Source organism: Williamsia sp. D3 (assembly GCF_000506245.1).
Taxonomy (GTDB): domain Bacteria; phylum Actinomycetota; class Actinomycetes; order Mycobacteriales; family Mycobacteriaceae; genus Williamsia; species Williamsia muralis.
Window position 1 is genome coordinate 146,101 of record NZ_AYTE01000004.1, and the last position, 17,924, is coordinate 164,024.

Annotated in this window: 13 protein-coding genes and 1 pseudogene; 7 read left to right on the forward strand and 7 right to left on the reverse strand. The window is 64.1% G+C overall.

Going from position 1 to position 17,924, the window contains the following annotated elements; all coding sequences use genetic code 11:
- The first annotated feature begins 163 nt into the window (after positions 1-163).
- Positions 164-2,263, forward strand: a complete 2,100-nt coding sequence (locus W823_RS56265) for an Hsp70 family protein (RefSeq protein ID WP_023954880.1) — start codon at positions 164-166, stop codon at positions 2,261-2,263.
- A 163-nt stretch (positions 2,264-2,426) separates the two neighbouring features.
- Here the strand turns inward: W823_RS56265 and W823_RS34420 are convergent, their stop codons facing one another.
- Positions 2,427-2,864, reverse strand: a complete 438-nt coding sequence (locus W823_RS34420) for a hypothetical protein (RefSeq protein ID WP_023954882.1) — start codon at positions 2,862-2,864, stop codon at positions 2,427-2,429.
- Between the two features lie 57 nt (positions 2,865-2,921).
- Positions 2,922-4,622, reverse strand: a complete 1,701-nt coding sequence (locus tag W823_RS34425; protein ID WP_023954884.1) for a SpoIID/LytB domain-containing protein — start codon at positions 4,620-4,622, stop codon at positions 2,922-2,924.
- A 311-nt stretch (positions 4,623-4,933) separates the two neighbouring features.
- Here W823_RS34425 and W823_RS0127810 point away from each other — a divergent pair, with 311 nt between their 5' ends.
- Positions 4,934-7,084 (forward strand): N-acetylmuramoyl-L-alanine amidase, encoded by a 2,151-nt coding sequence (locus W823_RS0127810; RefSeq protein ID WP_031331324.1) that lies wholly within the window; start codon positions 4,934-4,936, stop codon positions 7,082-7,084.
- Between the two features lie 79 nt (positions 7,085-7,163).
- Here W823_RS0127810 and W823_RS34430 read toward each other — a convergent pair whose 3' ends face one another.
- A complete protein-coding gene (locus W823_RS34430) occupies positions 7,164-8,009 on the reverse strand; it encodes a Cof-type HAD-IIB family hydrolase (protein ID WP_051406338.1) in 846 nt (281 codons plus the stop codon).
- A gap of 1 nt (position 8,010) precedes the next feature.
- The gene (locus tag W823_RS34435; RefSeq protein ID WP_023954888.1) at positions 8,011-8,769 is read right to left on the reverse strand and encodes a 1-acyl-sn-glycerol-3-phosphate acyltransferase; all 759 of its coding nucleotides are present in this window, start codon (positions 8,767-8,769) and stop codon (positions 8,011-8,013) included.
- Between the two features lie 114 nt (positions 8,770-8,883).
- Between W823_RS34435 and W823_RS34440 the strand changes: the two genes are divergently transcribed.
- The gene (locus W823_RS34440; protein WP_023954890.1) at positions 8,884-10,674 is read left to right on the forward strand and encodes a thiamine pyrophosphate-requiring protein; all 1,791 of its coding nucleotides are present in this window, start codon (positions 8,884-8,886) and stop codon (positions 10,672-10,674) included.
- A 108-nt stretch (positions 10,675-10,782) separates the two neighbouring features.
- Here the strand turns inward: W823_RS34440 and W823_RS34445 are convergent, their stop codons facing one another.
- On the reverse strand, positions 10,783-11,622 hold the full coding sequence (locus W823_RS34445) for an oxidoreductase (RefSeq protein ID WP_023954892.1): 840 nt from the start codon (positions 11,620-11,622) through the stop codon (positions 10,783-10,785).
- Positions 11,619-11,963, reverse strand: coding sequence for a nuclear transport factor 2 family protein (locus tag W823_RS34450; protein ID WP_031331328.1), 345 nt, complete (start codon positions 11,961-11,963; stop codon positions 11,619-11,621). Before W823_RS34450 ends, W823_RS34445 begins: the two co-directional genes overlap by 4 nt.
- Before the next feature lie 166 nt (positions 11,964-12,129).
- Here W823_RS34450 and W823_RS34455 point away from each other — a divergent pair.
- A pseudogene (locus W823_RS34455) lies at positions 12,130-12,956 on the forward strand (MerR family transcriptional regulator).
- A 1,523-nt stretch (positions 12,957-14,479) separates the two neighbouring features.
- Positions 14,480-15,097: a DUF6461 domain-containing protein gene (locus W823_RS56270; protein WP_023954900.1), complete on the forward strand. Its 618-nt coding sequence runs from the start codon at positions 14,480-14,482 to the stop codon at positions 15,095-15,097.
- A gap of 96 nt (positions 15,098-15,193) precedes the next feature.
- On the opposite strand, the gene W823_RS57970 is transcribed toward W823_RS56270, so the two are convergent.
- On the reverse strand, positions 15,194-15,337 hold the full coding sequence (locus W823_RS57970) for a hypothetical protein (RefSeq protein ID WP_161633966.1): 144 nt from the start codon (positions 15,335-15,337) through the stop codon (positions 15,194-15,196).
- A 536-nt stretch (positions 15,338-15,873) separates the two neighbouring features.
- Here W823_RS57970 and W823_RS34470 point away from each other — a divergent pair.
- On the forward strand, positions 15,874-17,262 hold the full coding sequence (locus tag W823_RS34470; RefSeq protein ID WP_235189387.1) for a hypothetical protein: 1,389 nt from the start codon (positions 15,874-15,876) through the stop codon (positions 17,260-17,262).
- A 48-nt stretch (positions 17,263-17,310) separates the two neighbouring features.
- The gene (locus W823_RS34475) at positions 17,311-17,754 is read left to right on the forward strand and encodes an ABC transporter permease (RefSeq protein WP_161633967.1); all 444 of its coding nucleotides are present in this window, start codon (positions 17,311-17,313) and stop codon (positions 17,752-17,754) included.
- Positions 17,755-17,924: the final 170 nt, after the last annotated feature.

Genomic DNA, 17,924 nt, shown 5'->3' on the forward strand with positions numbered 1-17,924 from the left:
TACCGACGCCCCGCCTCAACACGGACCGCATTGCGCCGGTCATTCGACAGCAGGACAATCGGCCGCCGTCAGCCCGGTGATCAACTAGGTTGACGGTGGCCGAGTCCGCTGTCCCAATCGTCACTCCCACACTGAAACCTGAAACCGGAAGGACCCATCACCGATGTCGAACCAATGGTGGCTGGCAATCGACTTCGGCACGTCCAACACCGCGGCGGCCGCCTACGAACCCGGGCACGGCGCGCCGCAGGTGGTGCCGCTCTCGCACAACAGCGACATCATGTCGTCGTCGGTCTACGCAGACTCCTACCGCAACATCGTGGTCGGCGAGGCCGCGGTCAATCAGGCCGGCAACAACCCGGCGGCGTTCATCACCCATCCCAAGCGGCACATCAACGCCGGAACCGTTCCGGTCGGCAATCTGGATCTGCCGTTGGAGAATCTCATTGCCGCCGTGCTCAATTCGGCTTTGACACGCGCGGCGGAGCGGCGCGGCGGCACCAGGCCGACGAGGTTGATCCTCACCCACCCCGTGGCGTGGTCGCCCGAGGAGATCGACATCCTCACCCGCGCTGCCGAATTGATCGGTTTCGATCGATCCGCGGTCACGCTGATCTCCGAGCCACGCGCGGCCATCGCCCACTACACCAGCGCAATCGGCGATGCCGCCGACGCGGGCTCGACCACGGTTGTGGTCGTCGACTACGGCGGCGGGACATGCGATGTGGCGGTGGTGAAGCTCGGTGCGGGAGCCGCGGGCGGCGCCGGACCCATCGACCTCGTGGCCCACGACGGCAACAACGGTCTCGGTGGCAAGAACCTCGACGCGATGATCCGGCGTTGGGTGGACAAGCAACTCACCTCGCGGAACCCCGAACTGCTGGAGTACCTGCGCACGGGCGCCAACCTGTCCACCAAACGAGCGGTCGACGACAACATCCGGCGGGCCAAGGAATTGCTCTCGGAGTCGCCTCGGGCCGTCATCAACATCAGCGCCGGTGGCCACGAGGCCACCCTCGAACTCACCAGGGGTGAGTTCGAGCAGCTCATCTCACAGAACGTCGATGCCGTGGTGGAGTTGACCTCCCGCACGCTGGCCCGTGCCGGAGCCGGCCGCGACGTCCGGATCTATCTCACCGGTGGATCATCCCGGGTGCCGCTGGTGCACCAACGACTCGGCGAACTCGGCACCGTCGCCACACTCGACAACCCGAAGACCGTCGTGGCCCTCGGCGCCCTGGAATCCGTTGTCGGACAACAAGAGGGATCGGCTTCAGCTTTGCCCGGCGCGCCGATGCCGCCCGTCATCCCGGTCCCCCTGTCGAAATCACCCGAACCTCCCCAATCGGCCCCTGCAACCCCCTCGGCCCCGTCGACTCCGGAGTTCCCACCCACCCAACAGGCACCGATTCCTACGGGAATCGAACCGCCGCCGTCGTGGGGCGCCCCGGCCGCGCAATCCGGTGGTTACGCCCAGAACCCCTATGACAGTGCAGGAGCCGACCCCTACGCAGCCGGGCAGGCCGGTACCTACGGCCAAGAAGCCCCCTACGGACCGGCCCCGTTCGGCCAGGGGTCGCCGTACGTGCCTGCCGGTCAGCAGAATTCGGGTCCGATGTACGGATCCGGCGGTGGTCAGCCCCCGTACGGCGGGGCCACGCCGGCCACGCCGCCGATTCCCAACCGCAACCGAAACATCGCCATCGCCGCCATCGCAGCCGTGGTTGTTGTTCTGGTGGTGGTCATCCTCGGTGTGGCACTGGCGAGTTCGGGAGGCGACGACGACCCGAAAGCACAACCGGGGCAGTCCTCCACAACGTCGACGACAACAACCACAACAACAACTCGGCGCACGCAGCCGACCACCGAGACCTCGACCGCATCAACATCGCTCGACGCCGACGATCAGGCGCTCGCCGATGCGAACACCGATCTCGTCGACATCACCACATGTGGCGAAAAAGTCGCGACCGGACTACGCGTTGGCCGCGATCGTCTGCGACCCGGCGCCCGCCGTTGTGGCCGACGGCACCGGAGCGGTACGCGCCGAGAGCATCGTCATCATCGAGTCGTCGGACTCGAACATCAAGGCAATAGCCGACAAGGAGTACTCCGAAGGCAACTCGTCGGAGATGTTCTCCCGGCCTTTCGACGGCGGCACCACATATGCGTACTTCGCCGCGATGGACAACGGCGGCACCGGATACTTCGTGTACTCCGAGGCCAACTCGACGGTGACCTGGTGGGTGACCACCAGTCCTGATCAGGCAGCTTTCACCGCGTGGCTGCAGTCGGCCGGCATCTGTCTCTGCTGAATCGGCGCGAGCCCGGTACCAAGTCCAGCAAATAGCAGTCCAACAAAACAGTCCGCCCCGTCGGCATTGCCGGCGGGCGGACTGGTTGTTCGAGAAGAAGAACGTAGGCGTTCAGTCGACTTCCTGGAACAGCGAATCGCCGTCGTCAGGGAATGCCTGACCCTGTCCCTGCACTCGCGACCCACCGTCGTGAACGATCAGACCGTCGTCGGTCTCCAGTTCCTGCACTCCGTCGGCGAGGACATTGTCGTCGGGTCCCTGATCATCGATCACCTCGTCGACCAGCTTCTCGGTCAGCTCGTCGTCGGGAGCGGCTGCGACAGGTACCTCAGGCTGTTCCTCGGGCTGCACGTCCGGGACCTCTTCGGCGATTCGCTCGTCAAGGGACTCGCCTTCGCGTTCCTCACTGTGCGTGGTGCCGAACTTGTCCGCTTCCGCCCAGTGCTCTGGGGGATCGACGACGTCGTCGTCACCATGATTCTTGAGGTCGTCGGAGTCGAGGCTCTCGCTTGGGCTCAGGGTGTCGCCAGGACCGTCTTCAATACTCATGGACACCGGATGCCCGTTTGCGCGGCTGCCGAAACGCAGCGCTGCGGGCGCGAACGCCTACTTGCGCGAGGCCTGTCCGGTGGCGGGATCGACCTCGAGGATGCCACCGGCGAACTTGCTCTGGAAAACCTGGGTGACCGGCCCGAGCAGGGTGCTCAGCGAGTCCTCGAGCGGTAGGCCGAGCACGCTCTCGCCGCCCTGTAGTGCAAAGTTCAGCAGGGCAAGGCCGCCGAGAGCATGTGCACCGGTGTCGGGACCGAAGAACACCGACCCGTTCTGGAACTGCTGAACCGCTCCGGTTCCCGATGTGGTCGGCAGAATCGGCCCGAGCGCTTCCCCGAGCACACCTGAGCTGCCGCCCAGTTCGGTGAACTTGCCACCGATGGCTGCTTCGGCGAGTGCCAGCAGTTCGCTGACGAGATCTCCGGCTCCGGTCCCGGTACCCGGCGTTGCCGGCAGTTCGCCGGTGGGCAGCGGGGTGCCGCCCGGCGTCGGGATTGCCGGCACGCCACCTGTGGGCGTGGAACCGACGCCGGAGGGAGGAGCAACGATCGCGGGCGGAGTGGTCTGACCCTGGACCGAGAAGAACGAGGAACGTAGCTGCAGCTTGGTGCGCACCTCCTGCGCCGGGACGTCGACCGCGCCGCCGGTGCCGCTGATCCGAACCGTCGCCGCGCGGCCGTTCTCCGCGCCCATGCCGTAGGCCTCGATCACCTCGAAACCGGTGAGCGACCCGACACCGAAGGTGGAGGCGATGCTGTCCGAGCTCACAGTGGCGGTCCAGTCGCGGTACGGCGAGATGGTGTCGCCTTCGTCGAGCACCGCCGGGAAGTCCCGGCCGTCGGTGGCGCCACCGGTTGAGGAGGAGAACTCGGTGAAGGCCGGCTTCCCGTCCTTCATGAGGACCACACCGGCGGTGGCGTCGACAGCGGCGTTCGTTCGTGGGTCTTCGGCCCCGAAACCGCCGTAGACCTGTGAGTTCTGGGTGTCATCGATGGGCTTGCTGATGTCCATCGACGCAAGAGCATAGGTACGGGCGGCCACCGCCTGGGCCTTGAGCGCCTCGGCGCCGCCCTCGTCGGCCCAGCTGACGATGATCTCTTTGGGGACGACACCCTTCACGTAGTCGTCCAGCGGCACGACATTGACCACGCGGTCACCGTCGAATCCGAGTGAGCCCCGGAAGGTTTGGTTCGAACCACACATTTTCAGCAGTTCGGGCACCGGACGGCCTGGACCCGCGGTGATGGGCGACACCAGCGATCGAGGCAGCTCGACCGTCTGGACCACACCGCCACCGCATCCATCAATGATGGTGGCGGTGGACCCGGACAAACTGACTGCTTGTCCGGGCGCCACCGCCACCTCACCGACCTTCAGGCCGGCATCCGCGAAGACATTGACCGACGACTCGCCTGTGAGAATTACCGAGACGTCGACGTTGTCCACCTTCCCCGCGGTGGTGCCGCCGTAGTAGTGACTCAGGATCTGAGTCGAGGACCAACCTTGTTTGGCGTAGCCGAATGCACCCCACTGACCCATTCCGCGTCCGTGGCCGTTGCCGTGTCCGATCAGCGTCACCTCGCCACCGACGGTGAGATCGACGTTCGATTTCACCGTCTGCGGCACTGCCCACATGGTCACGCCGGCGGCGAGCAACAGTGACACCCCGGCCGCAGCCGTCCGCCGCAGACCGGTGCCGAACACATCACGGCCCTCGATGGGGCGGGTTGTGTACAGCCCTGGAATGCGCGGCATAGATGTCCTCTCGTCACTCGCCCACGGTCGCGGTCAGGCGCACGCGACAGCCACGAGCATGTGACTAGTGGGACTGTTGTGACAGTAGTGAAGAAACAGCGGCCACAAAAGTCACATCGAGTAACAACAGCATCACGAGTTTCACGCCACGCCGAGAGCGGTCGTGGACTTCGGTGTCCGTAGAAGACACGATTTGGCCGTCTGGCAAGTCGATGGGGAAGTCGACGTCGCCCACGAGACGCCAGTTTGGCGTGCGTGGCGGCGCCGGTGAAAAGACTGTCGATCAGTTACGACAATCAAGGGAGAACCACGTGCGCTACCGCCGACCGAAGCCGTCGATCGTCCTGGGGACGGTGGCCGCCGTCGTTGTGGCCAGCCCGGTTGCAGTCCTGGTCGGGGGAAGCGCGCCGAATTTCGCCGTCGACCCGACCGAGCCGCCCGCCGTCACCGCGACGACGATCAACCAGATCAACCTCAACGAGGTTCCGACGATCGTGCTGAACCTGGTCAAGTCCGGGCTCGCCGACGCCGGGGTGACCTTGCCCCCGATCGATGTCTCGGGCATAAAGCTGCCCGACATTCCGCTGCAGATCCCACCCGGCCTCCTGCCGACCGATCTGCTCCCCTCGACCACCGCGCCGGGGACGATCACCACTTCGCCATCGTCGCCATCGTCGACAGAGGCGTCCAGCAGTGCTCCGGCCCCGGCGACCGGCGACGACGTCCCCGAGGGCGCGATCGTGAAAGAGGTGGGTCAATCAGACCCGTTCTCCATGGTCGGGCTGACCTGGCAGGGCGTCGCCAACACCACCGCCTACGTGCGCGCCAAACAGATCGACGGCAGTTGGGGCCCATGGGTCTCGGCCGACCGCGTCGACGGCGTGAGTGCCAAAGATCCGAACAAGCAGGGCACCGAACCGGTGTGGGTCGGCAAGACCAACCTGGTGCAGATCGCGGTCACCGACGACGGTGTCGCCGCCCCTGGCACCGGCACCGGATCCACCGAGGGGTCTGCGACGAGTTCGCCGGGTGGAACACCTCCCACCACCACAACCGGCCCCACCGATGAGGTGCCGACGACAACCACCACCTTCACCACTCCCCCGGTTCCCAAGCGCACCGACACCTCCATCCCCACCTCGACCGTCACATCAGGTGAGGTGGTGCCCCAGGCGTTCACGCCCAAGCAGGAACCGCTGCTCACCACCACCGGTGCACCCGGACAAAACGCGCTGCAGCAGGCGATCTCGACCATCAGTGCCGCATTGATCACACCCGGCACCGGCGCGGTCCTGGGATCACAGCCCTTGGCGGCTGATCCCGCCGCACCGGCCGCGGCGCCCGCCGTGGCGACACCGTCGGCAACTCCGCAGGTCATCACCCGGGCGCAGTGGGGCGCCGACGAATCCATCCGGTGCTCGGAGCCGACGTATGACGACACCCTCAAAGAGACTGTCGTGCACCACACTGCGGGGACCAACGACTACACCCGCGAACAGTCCGCCGAGATCGTGCGCGGCATCTACGCCTACCACGCGCAGACCCTGGGCTGGTGCGACATCGGCTACAACGTGCTGGTCGACAAGTACGGTCAGATCTTCGAGGGCACCGCAGGCGGGTTGGACAAGAACGTCCAGGGCACCCACACCGGCGGCTTCAACAAGGACACGATGGGCCTGTCGCTGATGGGCAATCTCAACGAGATGGCTCCCTCACCCGAGATGCTCGCTGCCGCAGGATCTTTCCTGGGCTGGCGTCTCCGGCTGGCAGGCCTGGATCCCCGCGGCACGGGCTCGGTGGTGTCGCAGGGCTTCGACGGGGCCTTGTTCGCGGCCGGTGAGACGGCGACGCTGCCGATCATCAGCGGGCACCGCGACTTCTACTCCACCGAATGCCCGGGCAACCTCGCTTACGAGGCACTCCCACAGATCCGCGAGATCGCCGCGTCGGGTGCCGCCGTGGTGACACCCCCGGCTGCCCCCGCCCCAGCGGACCCGGCGCCGGTGGAAAGCCCAGTGTCGGGCACCGAAAATCCTCAGGTGCTGTCCACCACCGACACCGGCGCCATCGCCCAGCAGTGGATGGCCACCGGCGGTCCCACCGGTGAACTCGGCAATGCCGTGACCACCGAGCAGACCACACCGAATGGCAGTGCCAAGTTCGTGGACTTCGAGAACGGCAAGATCTACTGGTCCGAGTCCACCGGCGCGCAGATCGTCAAGGGCGCCATCGCAAAAGCATGGGCCCTCATGGGCTTCGAGAACAGCCCGCTGGGCCTGCCCACGTCATCGGAGACAACGGGACCCGACGGCGTCACGCAGAGTTTCCAGGGCGGGACGTTGGTGTGGAACCTGGTCACCGGCATCGTGCGGGTGCTGCGTACCTACATCGACACGTTCAACGACACCTACGACGCCCAGCGCGAGGCGGCCGCGGTACCGACCGCACCGCCGGCAGGCTGACACCTGACGCATGGTTCCGGCTGTCGCGCAACGGTTCACACCGGTGCGCGACGCTCGGGGCCGCGCGCGGTCGGTGTCGCTAGAACCACCGGGCCAGCACCTGGCCCACCCCGCCGGAGTTGTTGTCGGGCGCGATCTCATCTGCCGCGGCGATGGCGGCAGGATGGCCACCGGCCATCGCAAAACCCCGGGTGACCCACCGCAACATCTCGACATCGTTGGGCATGTCTCCGAACGCGATCGACGCACCGGTCGGTAGGTCCTTCAGCTCGGCCAGCATCCGCAATCCGCTGGCCTTGCTGACGCCGGGTGCCGAGAGTTCGATGAGCCCGTTGTCGGTGGAGAACGTGACGTCGGCGAGGTCGCCCACCACCGCCTCCAGACGCCGAGCCATCTCGTCGCTGCTGAGTTCGGGGCGCCGGACCAACATCTTCACCGCGTTCTCCGACAGGACGTCGGCTTCACTCATCTCGATGTGGTCCGGATTGAGCCACGCGTGCTGATAGCCCGCGGTCGCGACAAACGGGGGCGTCGCCGCATCGTGTGCACTCTTGCCCACCCGCTCCACCGCCAGACCACACCCCGGGATCTGCTCGTAGGCAAGCGCGGCCAGCTGCTCGAGCACTGACGCTCCGAGTGTCGCCGAATACAGCACCTGGTCGGTCGCGACGTCGTAGACGATCGCCCCGTTTGCGCACACCGCAAGTGGCTCGACCTCGAGTTGGTCGGTGATCTCGGCTATCCACCGCGGCGGACGGCCGGTCGCGATCACAAACGTCGCACCCGCCGCCGTCGCCTTGGTGATCATCGTTCGCACGAGCTCGGGAACGGTGTTCTGGTTGTCGATGAGGGTTCCATCAACGTCGCTGGCGATCAGCGTGGGAGGCCCGGCGAACTCTGACAGCGTTTGATCCAATTGGGGCATTTCATCCATTTTGCCGCTTGTCGCGCCGGGCGGCCGAATCGGCTGCGTCCAGGGCGTCCGCCTCGGCCAGCGTGGGCGCACCGCCGCCGAGCCGGGCCGGCACCCAATACGCACCCGCGGGGTGTTCGCCGTAGCGTTCCTGGACGTCCGTGAGCATGCCCTGCATGGTCGACCGCAGACGGTCGGCCAGTCGGCGGGCCTCCACCGCATCCTCTCCACGCGGCCAGATCGGATCACCGAACTGCACGATGATCGGCGTGCGGCTACGACCCAGATTCCTCGGTCCACCCTTGGTGGCGATCCGCTGAGCACCCCAGACGATGGCCGGCACGATCGGCACCTCGGCATCCATCGCCATCCGCGCGACGCCCGACTTGAAGGTCTTGATCTCGAAACTCCGACTGATCGTCGCCTCCGGATACACACCCACCACCTCACCATCACGCAAGGCCTGCACCGCGAGTTCGTACGCCTGCGCCCCCGCGGACCGGTCCACCGGCACGGTGCGGGTGTGTTTGATGAGGAACCGCATGATCGCGATCTGCTGCATCTCCGACTTGATCATGAAACGCACGCGGCGACCCCGGTGGTGGACGCCCAATGCTGCGGGCAGAAAGTCCACATAGGCCGTGTGGTTGATCGCGAGAACCACTCCGCCGGCGGCCGGCAACTTGTCGAGACCAAGAAACGTCAGCTTCAGGCCCTGCACCTTGACCAGGGTCTTGGCGGTGATCTCGAGCGCCCGGAATACCGGTTCCATGCGCTCAGGGTAACGGCCCAAAGGTGACGCGACCTCTGCACACGGGGTGTGAGCGAGCTGCCGGGCGGGTATGCGGCCGGCACGGAGAGTGATTCACCCACCACAGGGAGAGCCATGTCAGCAACGGTCGGCGATGTCGTCCTGGAACGTCTACGGCAGTGGAACATCGGGCAGGTCTTCGGCTATCCGGGCGACGGCATCAACGGGTTGCTGGCCGCCTGGGGTCGCGCCGACAATTCTCCCCAGTTCGTCCAGTCCCGCCACGAGGAGATGTCGGCTTTTCAGGCAGTCGGTTATGCGAAGTTCTCCGGACAGATCGGAGTGTGCGCCGCCACAAGTGGCCCCGGCGGTATCCATCTGCTCAATGGGCTCTACGACGCGAAGCTCGACCACGTGCCGGTACTGGCACTGGTCGGGCAGACCGAGCGCAGCGCCATGGGCGGGTCGTACCAGCAGGAGATCGACATGCTCTCGCTGTTCAAAGACGTCTGCAGTGAGTACGTCCAGATGTGCACCGTGCCCGAGCAGATACCCAATCTCATCGACCGCGCGATCCGGATCGCCCTGTCCGAGCAGGCACCCACAGCGCTGATCTTCCCGTCGGATGTGTTCGAACTTGAACACACGCCACCCAAGCACGAGTTCAAGCACGTGCCGTCGAGCCTGGGACTCTCACCTGGCGCGCCCGCCGCCGATCCGGCCGCGGTCCAGCAGGCCGCGGACCTCCTCAACGCCGGCGAGCGTGTTGCCATCCTGATCGGTCAGGGCGCGCGCGACTGCGTCGGGGAACTCACCGAGGTGGCCGACCTCCTGGGCGCGGGATGCGCGAAGGCACTGCTCGGGAAAGATGTTCTGCCGGATGATCTTCCGTGGGTCACCGGATCGGTCGGACTGCTGGGCACCACAGCCAGCTACCAGATGATGAACGACTGCGACACCCTGCTGACCGTGGGGTCGAACTTCCCATACAGCCAGTTCCTGCCCGAACTCGACCAGGCCAGGGCCGTTCAGATCGACCGATCCGGAAAGTGGATCGGCATGCGCTACCCCTACGAGCTGAACATCGTCGCCGACGCGAAGACCACGCTGCGACAACTCATTCCGCTGCTACATCGCAAGGAAGACCGCAGCTGGCGGGAGACCATCGAGTCGAATGTCGACCAGTGGTGGACGATGGCCGAGAGTCAGGCCACCACCGACGCCGAACCGACCAATCCGATCAGGATGTTCCACGAGCTGTCGGAGCGGATGCCGGACAACGCCATCATCACCGCAGACTCGGGAAGCGCCGCCAATTGGTATGCGCGCCATCTCAAGTTCCGCGGTTCGGTACGCGGATCGCTGTCGGGGACACTGGCAACAATGGGCCCCGCGGTGCCATACGTCATCGGGGCGAAATGGGCCCACCCCGACCGCCCCGGAATCGCATTTGAAGGCGATGGCGCGATGCAGATGAACGGCCTCGCCGAGATGCTCACCATCGCCCGGTACTGGAAGCAGTGGACCGATCCGCGGCTGATCGTGGTGGTGCTGCACAACAACGACCTGAATCAGGTCACCTGGGAACAACGCGGGATGGAGGGAACCCCCAAGTTCGTCGAGTCGCAGTCACTGCCCGACATGAACTACGCCGAGTTCGCCCGCGGCATCGGGCTTCTCGGCATCAATGTCGACACCACCGAGGAGATCGGACCTGCCTGGGACGCCGCCCTCGCGGCCGACCGGCCGGCACTGCTCGACGTCCGATGCGACCCGAACGTCCCGCCCATCCCGCCGCATGCAACGCTCGAGCAAGCGAAGTCACTCGGCAGCGCGCTCATCAAAGGCGACGAGGACGCGTGGCAGGTGGTGAAGAACACCGCCAAGCAGAAGCTGGCGCAGGTCAGGCCGTCCGACGACAGTTGAAGCGAAACGGCTTGTGGTACAACGTCGCCTCCCGGCTCTGACCGTGGAACGCGTGACGGCGGCCAGGTCCAGGAGGGCGACCTGGCCGCTGTCACCGTGGGGATCGGTCTAGGACGGGAAGTCCGCGCTGCGAGATAACGTTTCGCTCGATCGGATGTCGTCCAGGTTCTGCTCCAAGGCATCGATCACGGCGTCGTACCCGCTGTTGCCCAGGACCAGGCGGCGGGGTGGCCGGTCTTGGGTCATCGCGGCAATGACCGCACGTGCACCGCGGTGAGGGTCGCCGGGTTGCACCCCGTTCATGTCGATGAAGGCGGCACGGACCTGCTCGAGCATGTCGTGGTAATCCGGAATCGCCTCTGCGACGGGCTCGCTGGCAAATCCGGCGTAGGCGTTCGTGCGGAACGACCCCGGTTCGACCGTGAGCACGGAAATGCCCTGCTCGGCGACCTCCTGGCGCAGTGCGTCGGTGATGGCTTCGATGGCGTACTTCGTTGCGCTGTAGTAGCCGAATCCGACCGCCGCCAAGAGCCCGGCCACCGACGACACGTTGACGATCCACCCGCTTCTGCGGGCACGCATTCCCGGTAGCACTGCGCGGGTCACGGACAGCACGCCGAAAAAGTTCAGCTCGAACATCGCCCGTATCGAGGCTTCGTTCATCCCCTCGATCGAGCCGTACCAGCCGCGCCCGGCGTTGTTGACAAGCACGTCGATACCGCCGAAACGCTCCTCGGCGGCTCGTACCGCGTGTCGTACCTGCGCCGCGTCAGTGACATCCATGGGCACAACGAGAACGCGGTCGCCATAGTGGTCAGCCCACGTCGCCAGCTCCTCGGGACGTCGGGCGGTCAGTACCACGCGGTCCCCTGTCTCTAGGGCAGTCTCGGCGTACGCCATGCCGAAGTTGCCGGGTGTGCCGCCGGTGATGAACCACCGCTTGCTCATGGCTCGATCACCAACCGGCTGATCAGGCCATCGTTCAGCGTGAACCGGTAGTGCAGGTCGGCAACCCCACCGGGGAAGTCACCCGCCAGGTGCTGCTGGACGTCGACGGTCGTGCCGGTCGTGGTCGCACCGGTGAACTCGGAGGTGTAGGTGTACTCGCTCTCAGTGACCGAGTCGGTCAGCCAGACCCCGATCTCGTCACGGCCCGAGTGGTCGCGGCCCTCGTCGGTCACCACGGCATCCGCGGTGAACACGGCGAGCGCTTGAGCGCGCTGTCGGGCGTCGATCGCGGTCATGAACTTCTTTACGTTGTCCGGGAGATAATCCCAATCTGTTGTCATGGCCCCACGGTCGTGCTTCCCGTAAGGGGAAAGTCAACACTGAGTCGCAAACTGGTGTCTATGTCGGACACTCGGCGCCGGCCCCTGTTGACCTTCCCCTAGGGGCAAGCCTCACGATGGACCCCACCTGACAACAACGCCGACGACGCAACGACAGGAGCATGTCATGGGCGCACGGGTCTCGATCGGCGACTTCGCGGTGATGACCAGCCTGAGCCGGAAAGCGCTACGGCACTACCACGACATCGGGATTCTCGAACCGGCCCACATCGACGTGCACACCGGCTACCGCTTCTACGACACCAGCCAGGTCGATCACGCACACATCATCCGCCGGTTCCGATCCCTCGGGATGTCGATCCCGGACATCAAAGCACTGCTGGGCACAGACGACGCAGCGTCCCGCACCGAGATAATCACGACTCATCTCGCACAGATGGAAGCGCAGCTCAGCACACTCGCGACACCGTCGGAGCGCTGCGCGAGTTGCTTTCTCCCGTCCACGCCCCCGCCGAGATCGAGCTGCGGGTTGAACCAGCACTCACCGTTTGGTCTATCGGCGCCACTCTCGAGACCGCCGAAATCGACAGCTGGTTCGCGGCCACGGTCCACAAACTACGAGACGCAGTTGCATCAGCCACAAGTGTTCACTCCGAGGTCGTACCAGGCGGCCTCTACGACCGCGCACTGTTCCTCGAATCCCGAGGAAACGCAACACTCTTCGTCGCAGCTCCGCCCTCGGTGGACCCCCCGCACGCCGTCCAGGTCCAAGTCCTGCCTCAGGCCCAGTTCGCGGTGCTCACCCACTCTGGCGGCCACCACGGCATCGACCGCAGCTACGCGGCGCTGGGAACATACACAAACGAGCATCTGATCAGCGACCAAGGACCAATCCGCGAGCACTACATCGGCGGCACGCCCGCAAAACCGACAACGTTCACAGCCACCGAGATCTGCTGGCCCATTTTCAGCACCGCCCCACCGCCAAAGTGATCCTCACAAGAGGCGGCCGAACTCGGCACCGCGAACCGAACACGCATTTGCTGACCTGACACGTCATGTTCGCCAGCACGCGGGCAGGCGGTGAGGACCGCGGTGGTTCGACGCCCTGACTCAGGCTACGTTTCGTCACTGGTGGCGAAAGTTGTTGTGTTGCAATTGATAATGCCAATAGGATACCTCATATCATGTAAACTTGATGCGGCGCAGGTAGAGCCACCATGCGCCGGCCCCGACTAACGGAATCGTCCAGACGAGCATAGCCAAAGCCGCGGATGTGCGACGGCGGGCGGTCCGTTGAGGATGCTGGCCGTGGACACCATCGCCGCCGCGACCCACGCTGAAACGGGCACGAAGACAACGCAAACGACGAGTAGCGCCGCCGTGACCATGTCCACCCTGGGCACCGTACCCAACGATCTGCCTAGGCGTGGCTGTTGAGACTGTGAATCCGGGTGCCTGCCGCTTGCTGACCTGCGGTCTGGCATTGATGATGCAATAAATGAATCGGGTGTAGCGTTTGTTTCATGCTGCCCACCAGGCCGAAAGGCGCATGAGCGCGCGTCGAGTCCTAACGGTCTTCGTCGGTTCGATGTTGGTGGAGGCCGGGGACTTCCAGCCACGGGTGGGCGCGGTGATGCGTCTGCCGTTGGCCTTCTCCGAGGACGGGCTTGTTGGGGATCCCGGGCGTCGCATAATGGCCGTGCAGGCGGACCTTGAGCTTGCCAGTGACAAACCTCGTCTGCCTCGCGGCCGGCGAAACACCGAGCGCATTGGCAGTGGACAGGTCTTCTGCGGGGAGACGGCTGGACTGCTACGTGGGTTGGTAGCCAACCCCGCAGTGGGATTGTTGAGATGACTGGCGGATTCTCCGTCGCGCCGTGGGCGCGAGGATCGGCGCTCGGACGAGTTACCCACGTATCGCTGGTATCCACGCAGTACGGGCTATCCGGCGGGGCATGGGTTCCTGTGCCCAACGCTGGCTTTCGATACGAAGACGTTGATAGCGCGCCCAGATGGCCCAACCTCACCGAACTACATGCCACCGAACCAAATGAGCGAGTTATCGGCGTCCTCGTCGACCTCAACCTCGACGCTCTGCCGAGGGATACGCAGTAAACGAAATTAGCAGCGCGGCCGGCGGGTTTGCACGCCTCACACTTGCTCGTCACGAAGCAACCGCTAACAATGATTATGAGCTTAACGCTGTGCTGGTGGTTTGGTAATTCCGGCGCTCCAACACGGGCTAGTCGTGTCGTGGGGTCTGTAGCTCGTATAGCCGGTGGCCGTCTGATTCGGTCCCTCCGTCGGCGGCGTAGGTCATCTGAACCCAGGTCGCCTCAAGGCGGCAGGCCCAGGGTGATGCAGCGGTCTGCGTGTTCAGCTGGTTCTGCCCTCGTTTGATGGCCGCAGAAGACTTAGCAATTTCAGTCGACGCGAATGCGCTTTTGTGGATGTTCATCTGTCTGAGTCTGTGGGTCCAGCTTGATGACTCGTGGTGCGTCTAGGGTGGCAACATGTCTGCTAGGTATACCGATTACACCTGGGTTGATGACGAGTTCCCGGGTTGGGTAGAGACTGGCTATGGTTTGGCGTTCGTCCGCGATATCGGGCCGGAGCAGCTGCTTGATGAACTTGGCGCTGACACGCATCGGGTTATTACTGTCGGCGTTGAGGGTGACGGCTCCCTCGCTGCGGATTGGGAGCATGGGATCAACAGTGCCGTTGGAGCCGCGCGAGTCGATGATCAGTGGTGCGTACTGGCCGAGTGTCACAGTGGATGGGTAGGCGTCGACCATCGCAAGGTGGCGCCGATAGCCGCCCACCATGACTGGATCTACCACGGCTCGAACGTCAACGCAGTCTCCCACTTTCAGTGGTGGGCGGCCGGCGCGCTCAAAACGAGGTTCGTGCCCGGTTCAGGGTACTTCCCCGATGAACGATTCGACGGCTATGAGCCAGGCGCCCTGCTCGACCTGGTCAAGGAGGTGGGCGGCATCCGGCTTGACGAGGACGAGCCACGTAAGAACTACCGCGCTGCCTGTTTCGCACTCGGCGAAAGGCTGACCGGCGTCAAAGTCACAGCGGCATCACTTCATTCGATGAACTTCCTGACAGCGGCCGTGGAGCACTAAACCGGGCGAACCGGGAAACAATGATAGGTCAAGCAACTTGATGACGTGCCGGTCAGGCGGGTTGGAGCTCGTCTAAGCCCGGGCCGATTAGTTGCGTCACTGGGTGTGTAGCTCACAGAGCCAGTGGCCGTCCGACTGGTGCTCTCCGTCCGAGGTGTAGGTCCTTTCGACCCAGGTGACATCCCGGCGGCAGCCCAGGACGATGCAGCGGGCCGCAGGGCCTTCTGTTGGTTCTGCCATCGTTTGATGGTTGCAGAAGTATCAGCAAACTCGGTGCAATGCGCACATGAGTTGAAGATCTTCATCTGTTTGAACCCTGGGTTTTTGCTCGATGGTTCGTGGCGCCCTATACGTTGAGCACTATGATGTCGTGGCCGCAGATCAGGGGTTTGACTTACAGCCCGATCGGTAGAACACTCCGTGGCACAGTGCATTACGCCGAAGGCGGATGGAACGAGGTGTGGTTCGAGCCGCCGACGTTGTGGCGCATTGAGAAGCCGGACGGGACGCCGACCTTCATCGAGAACGACACCGACGAGTACCGCTTCGGCGAAGACGGTATCGCCGTGCACACCGCAAAGTCGCCGCACCGGCTGGTCGCGACGATGGGGCTCTCCCCCAAGCTTTTATTCACCGCGCATCGGCTGTGGCCCGCACCCGACCAGATGAACCGACCGCAGGTCGGTGAGCCCACCGACCTGACCGAAACAATCGTTCGTGGTCGGCAGGGCTGGCAGGTTCACTTCAACGATCTGCACGGTGGACCGCCAATTCGCGTGGTGATCGACAAGAAACTCGGCGTCACCCTGGCGTGGAGCCAAGCCTCACAGTGGATCGAGATGTCCGCTCCTGTGCTCGACGAAATATTCGATTCGACGCTGTTCACTTGGGACGGGCCGACAATCGCTCCGGAGGAACTCCGCGACTCCCCAGAACAACTGCAGCGCGAACAGAAGATGCGTGAAATCGCGGCGATGCCACAAACAAGCGTCCGATGGGCGCCCACACAAATTCACGCCGCCCCGACGAACGGTGACCCACTCTCGGGCGCTCTCGATGCCTCAGTGTCAGTCAATTCCACCCAGTTCGCCATCCGGCGGTGGCTGACCGACATCGGCGAGCCCGATATCGACTTCTCGATGGAGTTCTCCACTCCGCGCGCACGGTCGGTCGTAGGTCCTTGGACCGTCGAGCTGCGATCGTATGCAGAAGTCTCTGCAGAGGACGCCGACCGCATACTCGATGGTTTGGTACTGCCCGACCCGCCGGCGGCGATCGATGACATTAAACAGGCCGTCGCTGCGCGCCACGCTGCAGCAACCGAGGCTGCGATCGTTGACCGCCTTGGGGTGGGACGAAACCTCGATGACTACTTGCATGGTGGCGGCAATGTTTCACTACTCGTACGAACTGACTTCACTGACGACGCGAGATGGCGGGCAGTAGCGCTCGAGGCAATGGCACCAGTAGACAGTGGCTCCGCTGACTTCCCCACCTTCGAGGCAGGGCTCACATGTGTCGACAACCGGGAAAACGCCGGGCTCACAGTCGCCGATCTGGTTGCTCGGATCGGCGAAGATCCTCCGTACTACGCATTCATGGCTGACTCGGTCTCAATGAGCCATCCAGAAATGCCTATCCTGGCCGTCGATTCTGGCCGGCCAGAATACGGGCACGAGCCTGGGCGAACGTTTCGTGTGGTGCCCAACCAGATGGCGTCGGTGGAGGCCAATCTGTCGATCTCAAACATGGACTTTCGCTCGTTCGCAGATGCGGCCGACGACGACGGCATCTTCCGAGGCTTTCCGCCGGCACCGCCCCACGTAACAACGCTGCACCTTGAAGAACTGGTAGCGCTGAGCGAGACGAACCAGTCAACGCCGGCCTTGAGGCAATTTGCAGACGAGGTCGCCACACTGCAGCGCCCGTCCGCGGTCATCGTGGAAGTGACGCGTGCAGGTCTGCATGACAGTGCTCAGAAGCTCGACCCAACAGCGAAGGAGATTCGAGTTGGTGTCGAGGACTACCTCACCGCTACCGCGCGAGCGGGCCTCTGCCACTGGGGATTCGTGCAAATCGTCGGCGGGCACTGGTCCTTGGTGATCGACCCCCAAACCGGCCAACTGGAAGCTGCAATGCTCAGACAAGTCCCGCCCGCCAAATGAAATGGCCAGGTTGTGGCTCGCAGTGACGTTTAGGCTGCCGTTGTGGCGGTGCTGAGAGCGGTCTGGTGGGGTATGGCGTTAACCGCATCGGTGTACGCCATCGCTATGTCGATGGAGCCTGTAGCAGGCGTGTCGTTGTCGTGTTCGAAGACCGGCGTCCTTGGCCTTGACGGCGACAGATCATCGTTGCAGTGTGGCGATTCCCTCGTCAACGTGCTGGGGGTCTGGCCGCTGGTTCAGCTGGGTATGTTGCTGACGATCCCACCAGTTCTGGCGGCCTTGGTGATGCGTCGCTGGATGTCGTGGTTGGTTGTGGCCACCTTTGTCGCGTTGACCTTCATTGGCGTAGCTAACTGGGCGTCATTCTGGGTGTCCCTGTGGATCGCTGCCCCGATGGCGATTGTCGGATTGGTTGCGGCCACCGTGCAGCACCTTCTGCACTCACAGGAGTTTCCGAAAACTGTTTTGAAGGTTCATCCTCAAGGACTCTGACACGTCACGAGGGACGATTAAGGGGTGCCCGAGAACGTTAATTCCAGAGACGTGTCAGGTTGGTCGACGCGTTGCTACCGACAGATCATCGCCGAACCCAAACCCACTGCATTGCAACGAAAGTAGCCGCCAATGTAGCTTACGTCAGCTCGCATGGCTGCAATGCTGGC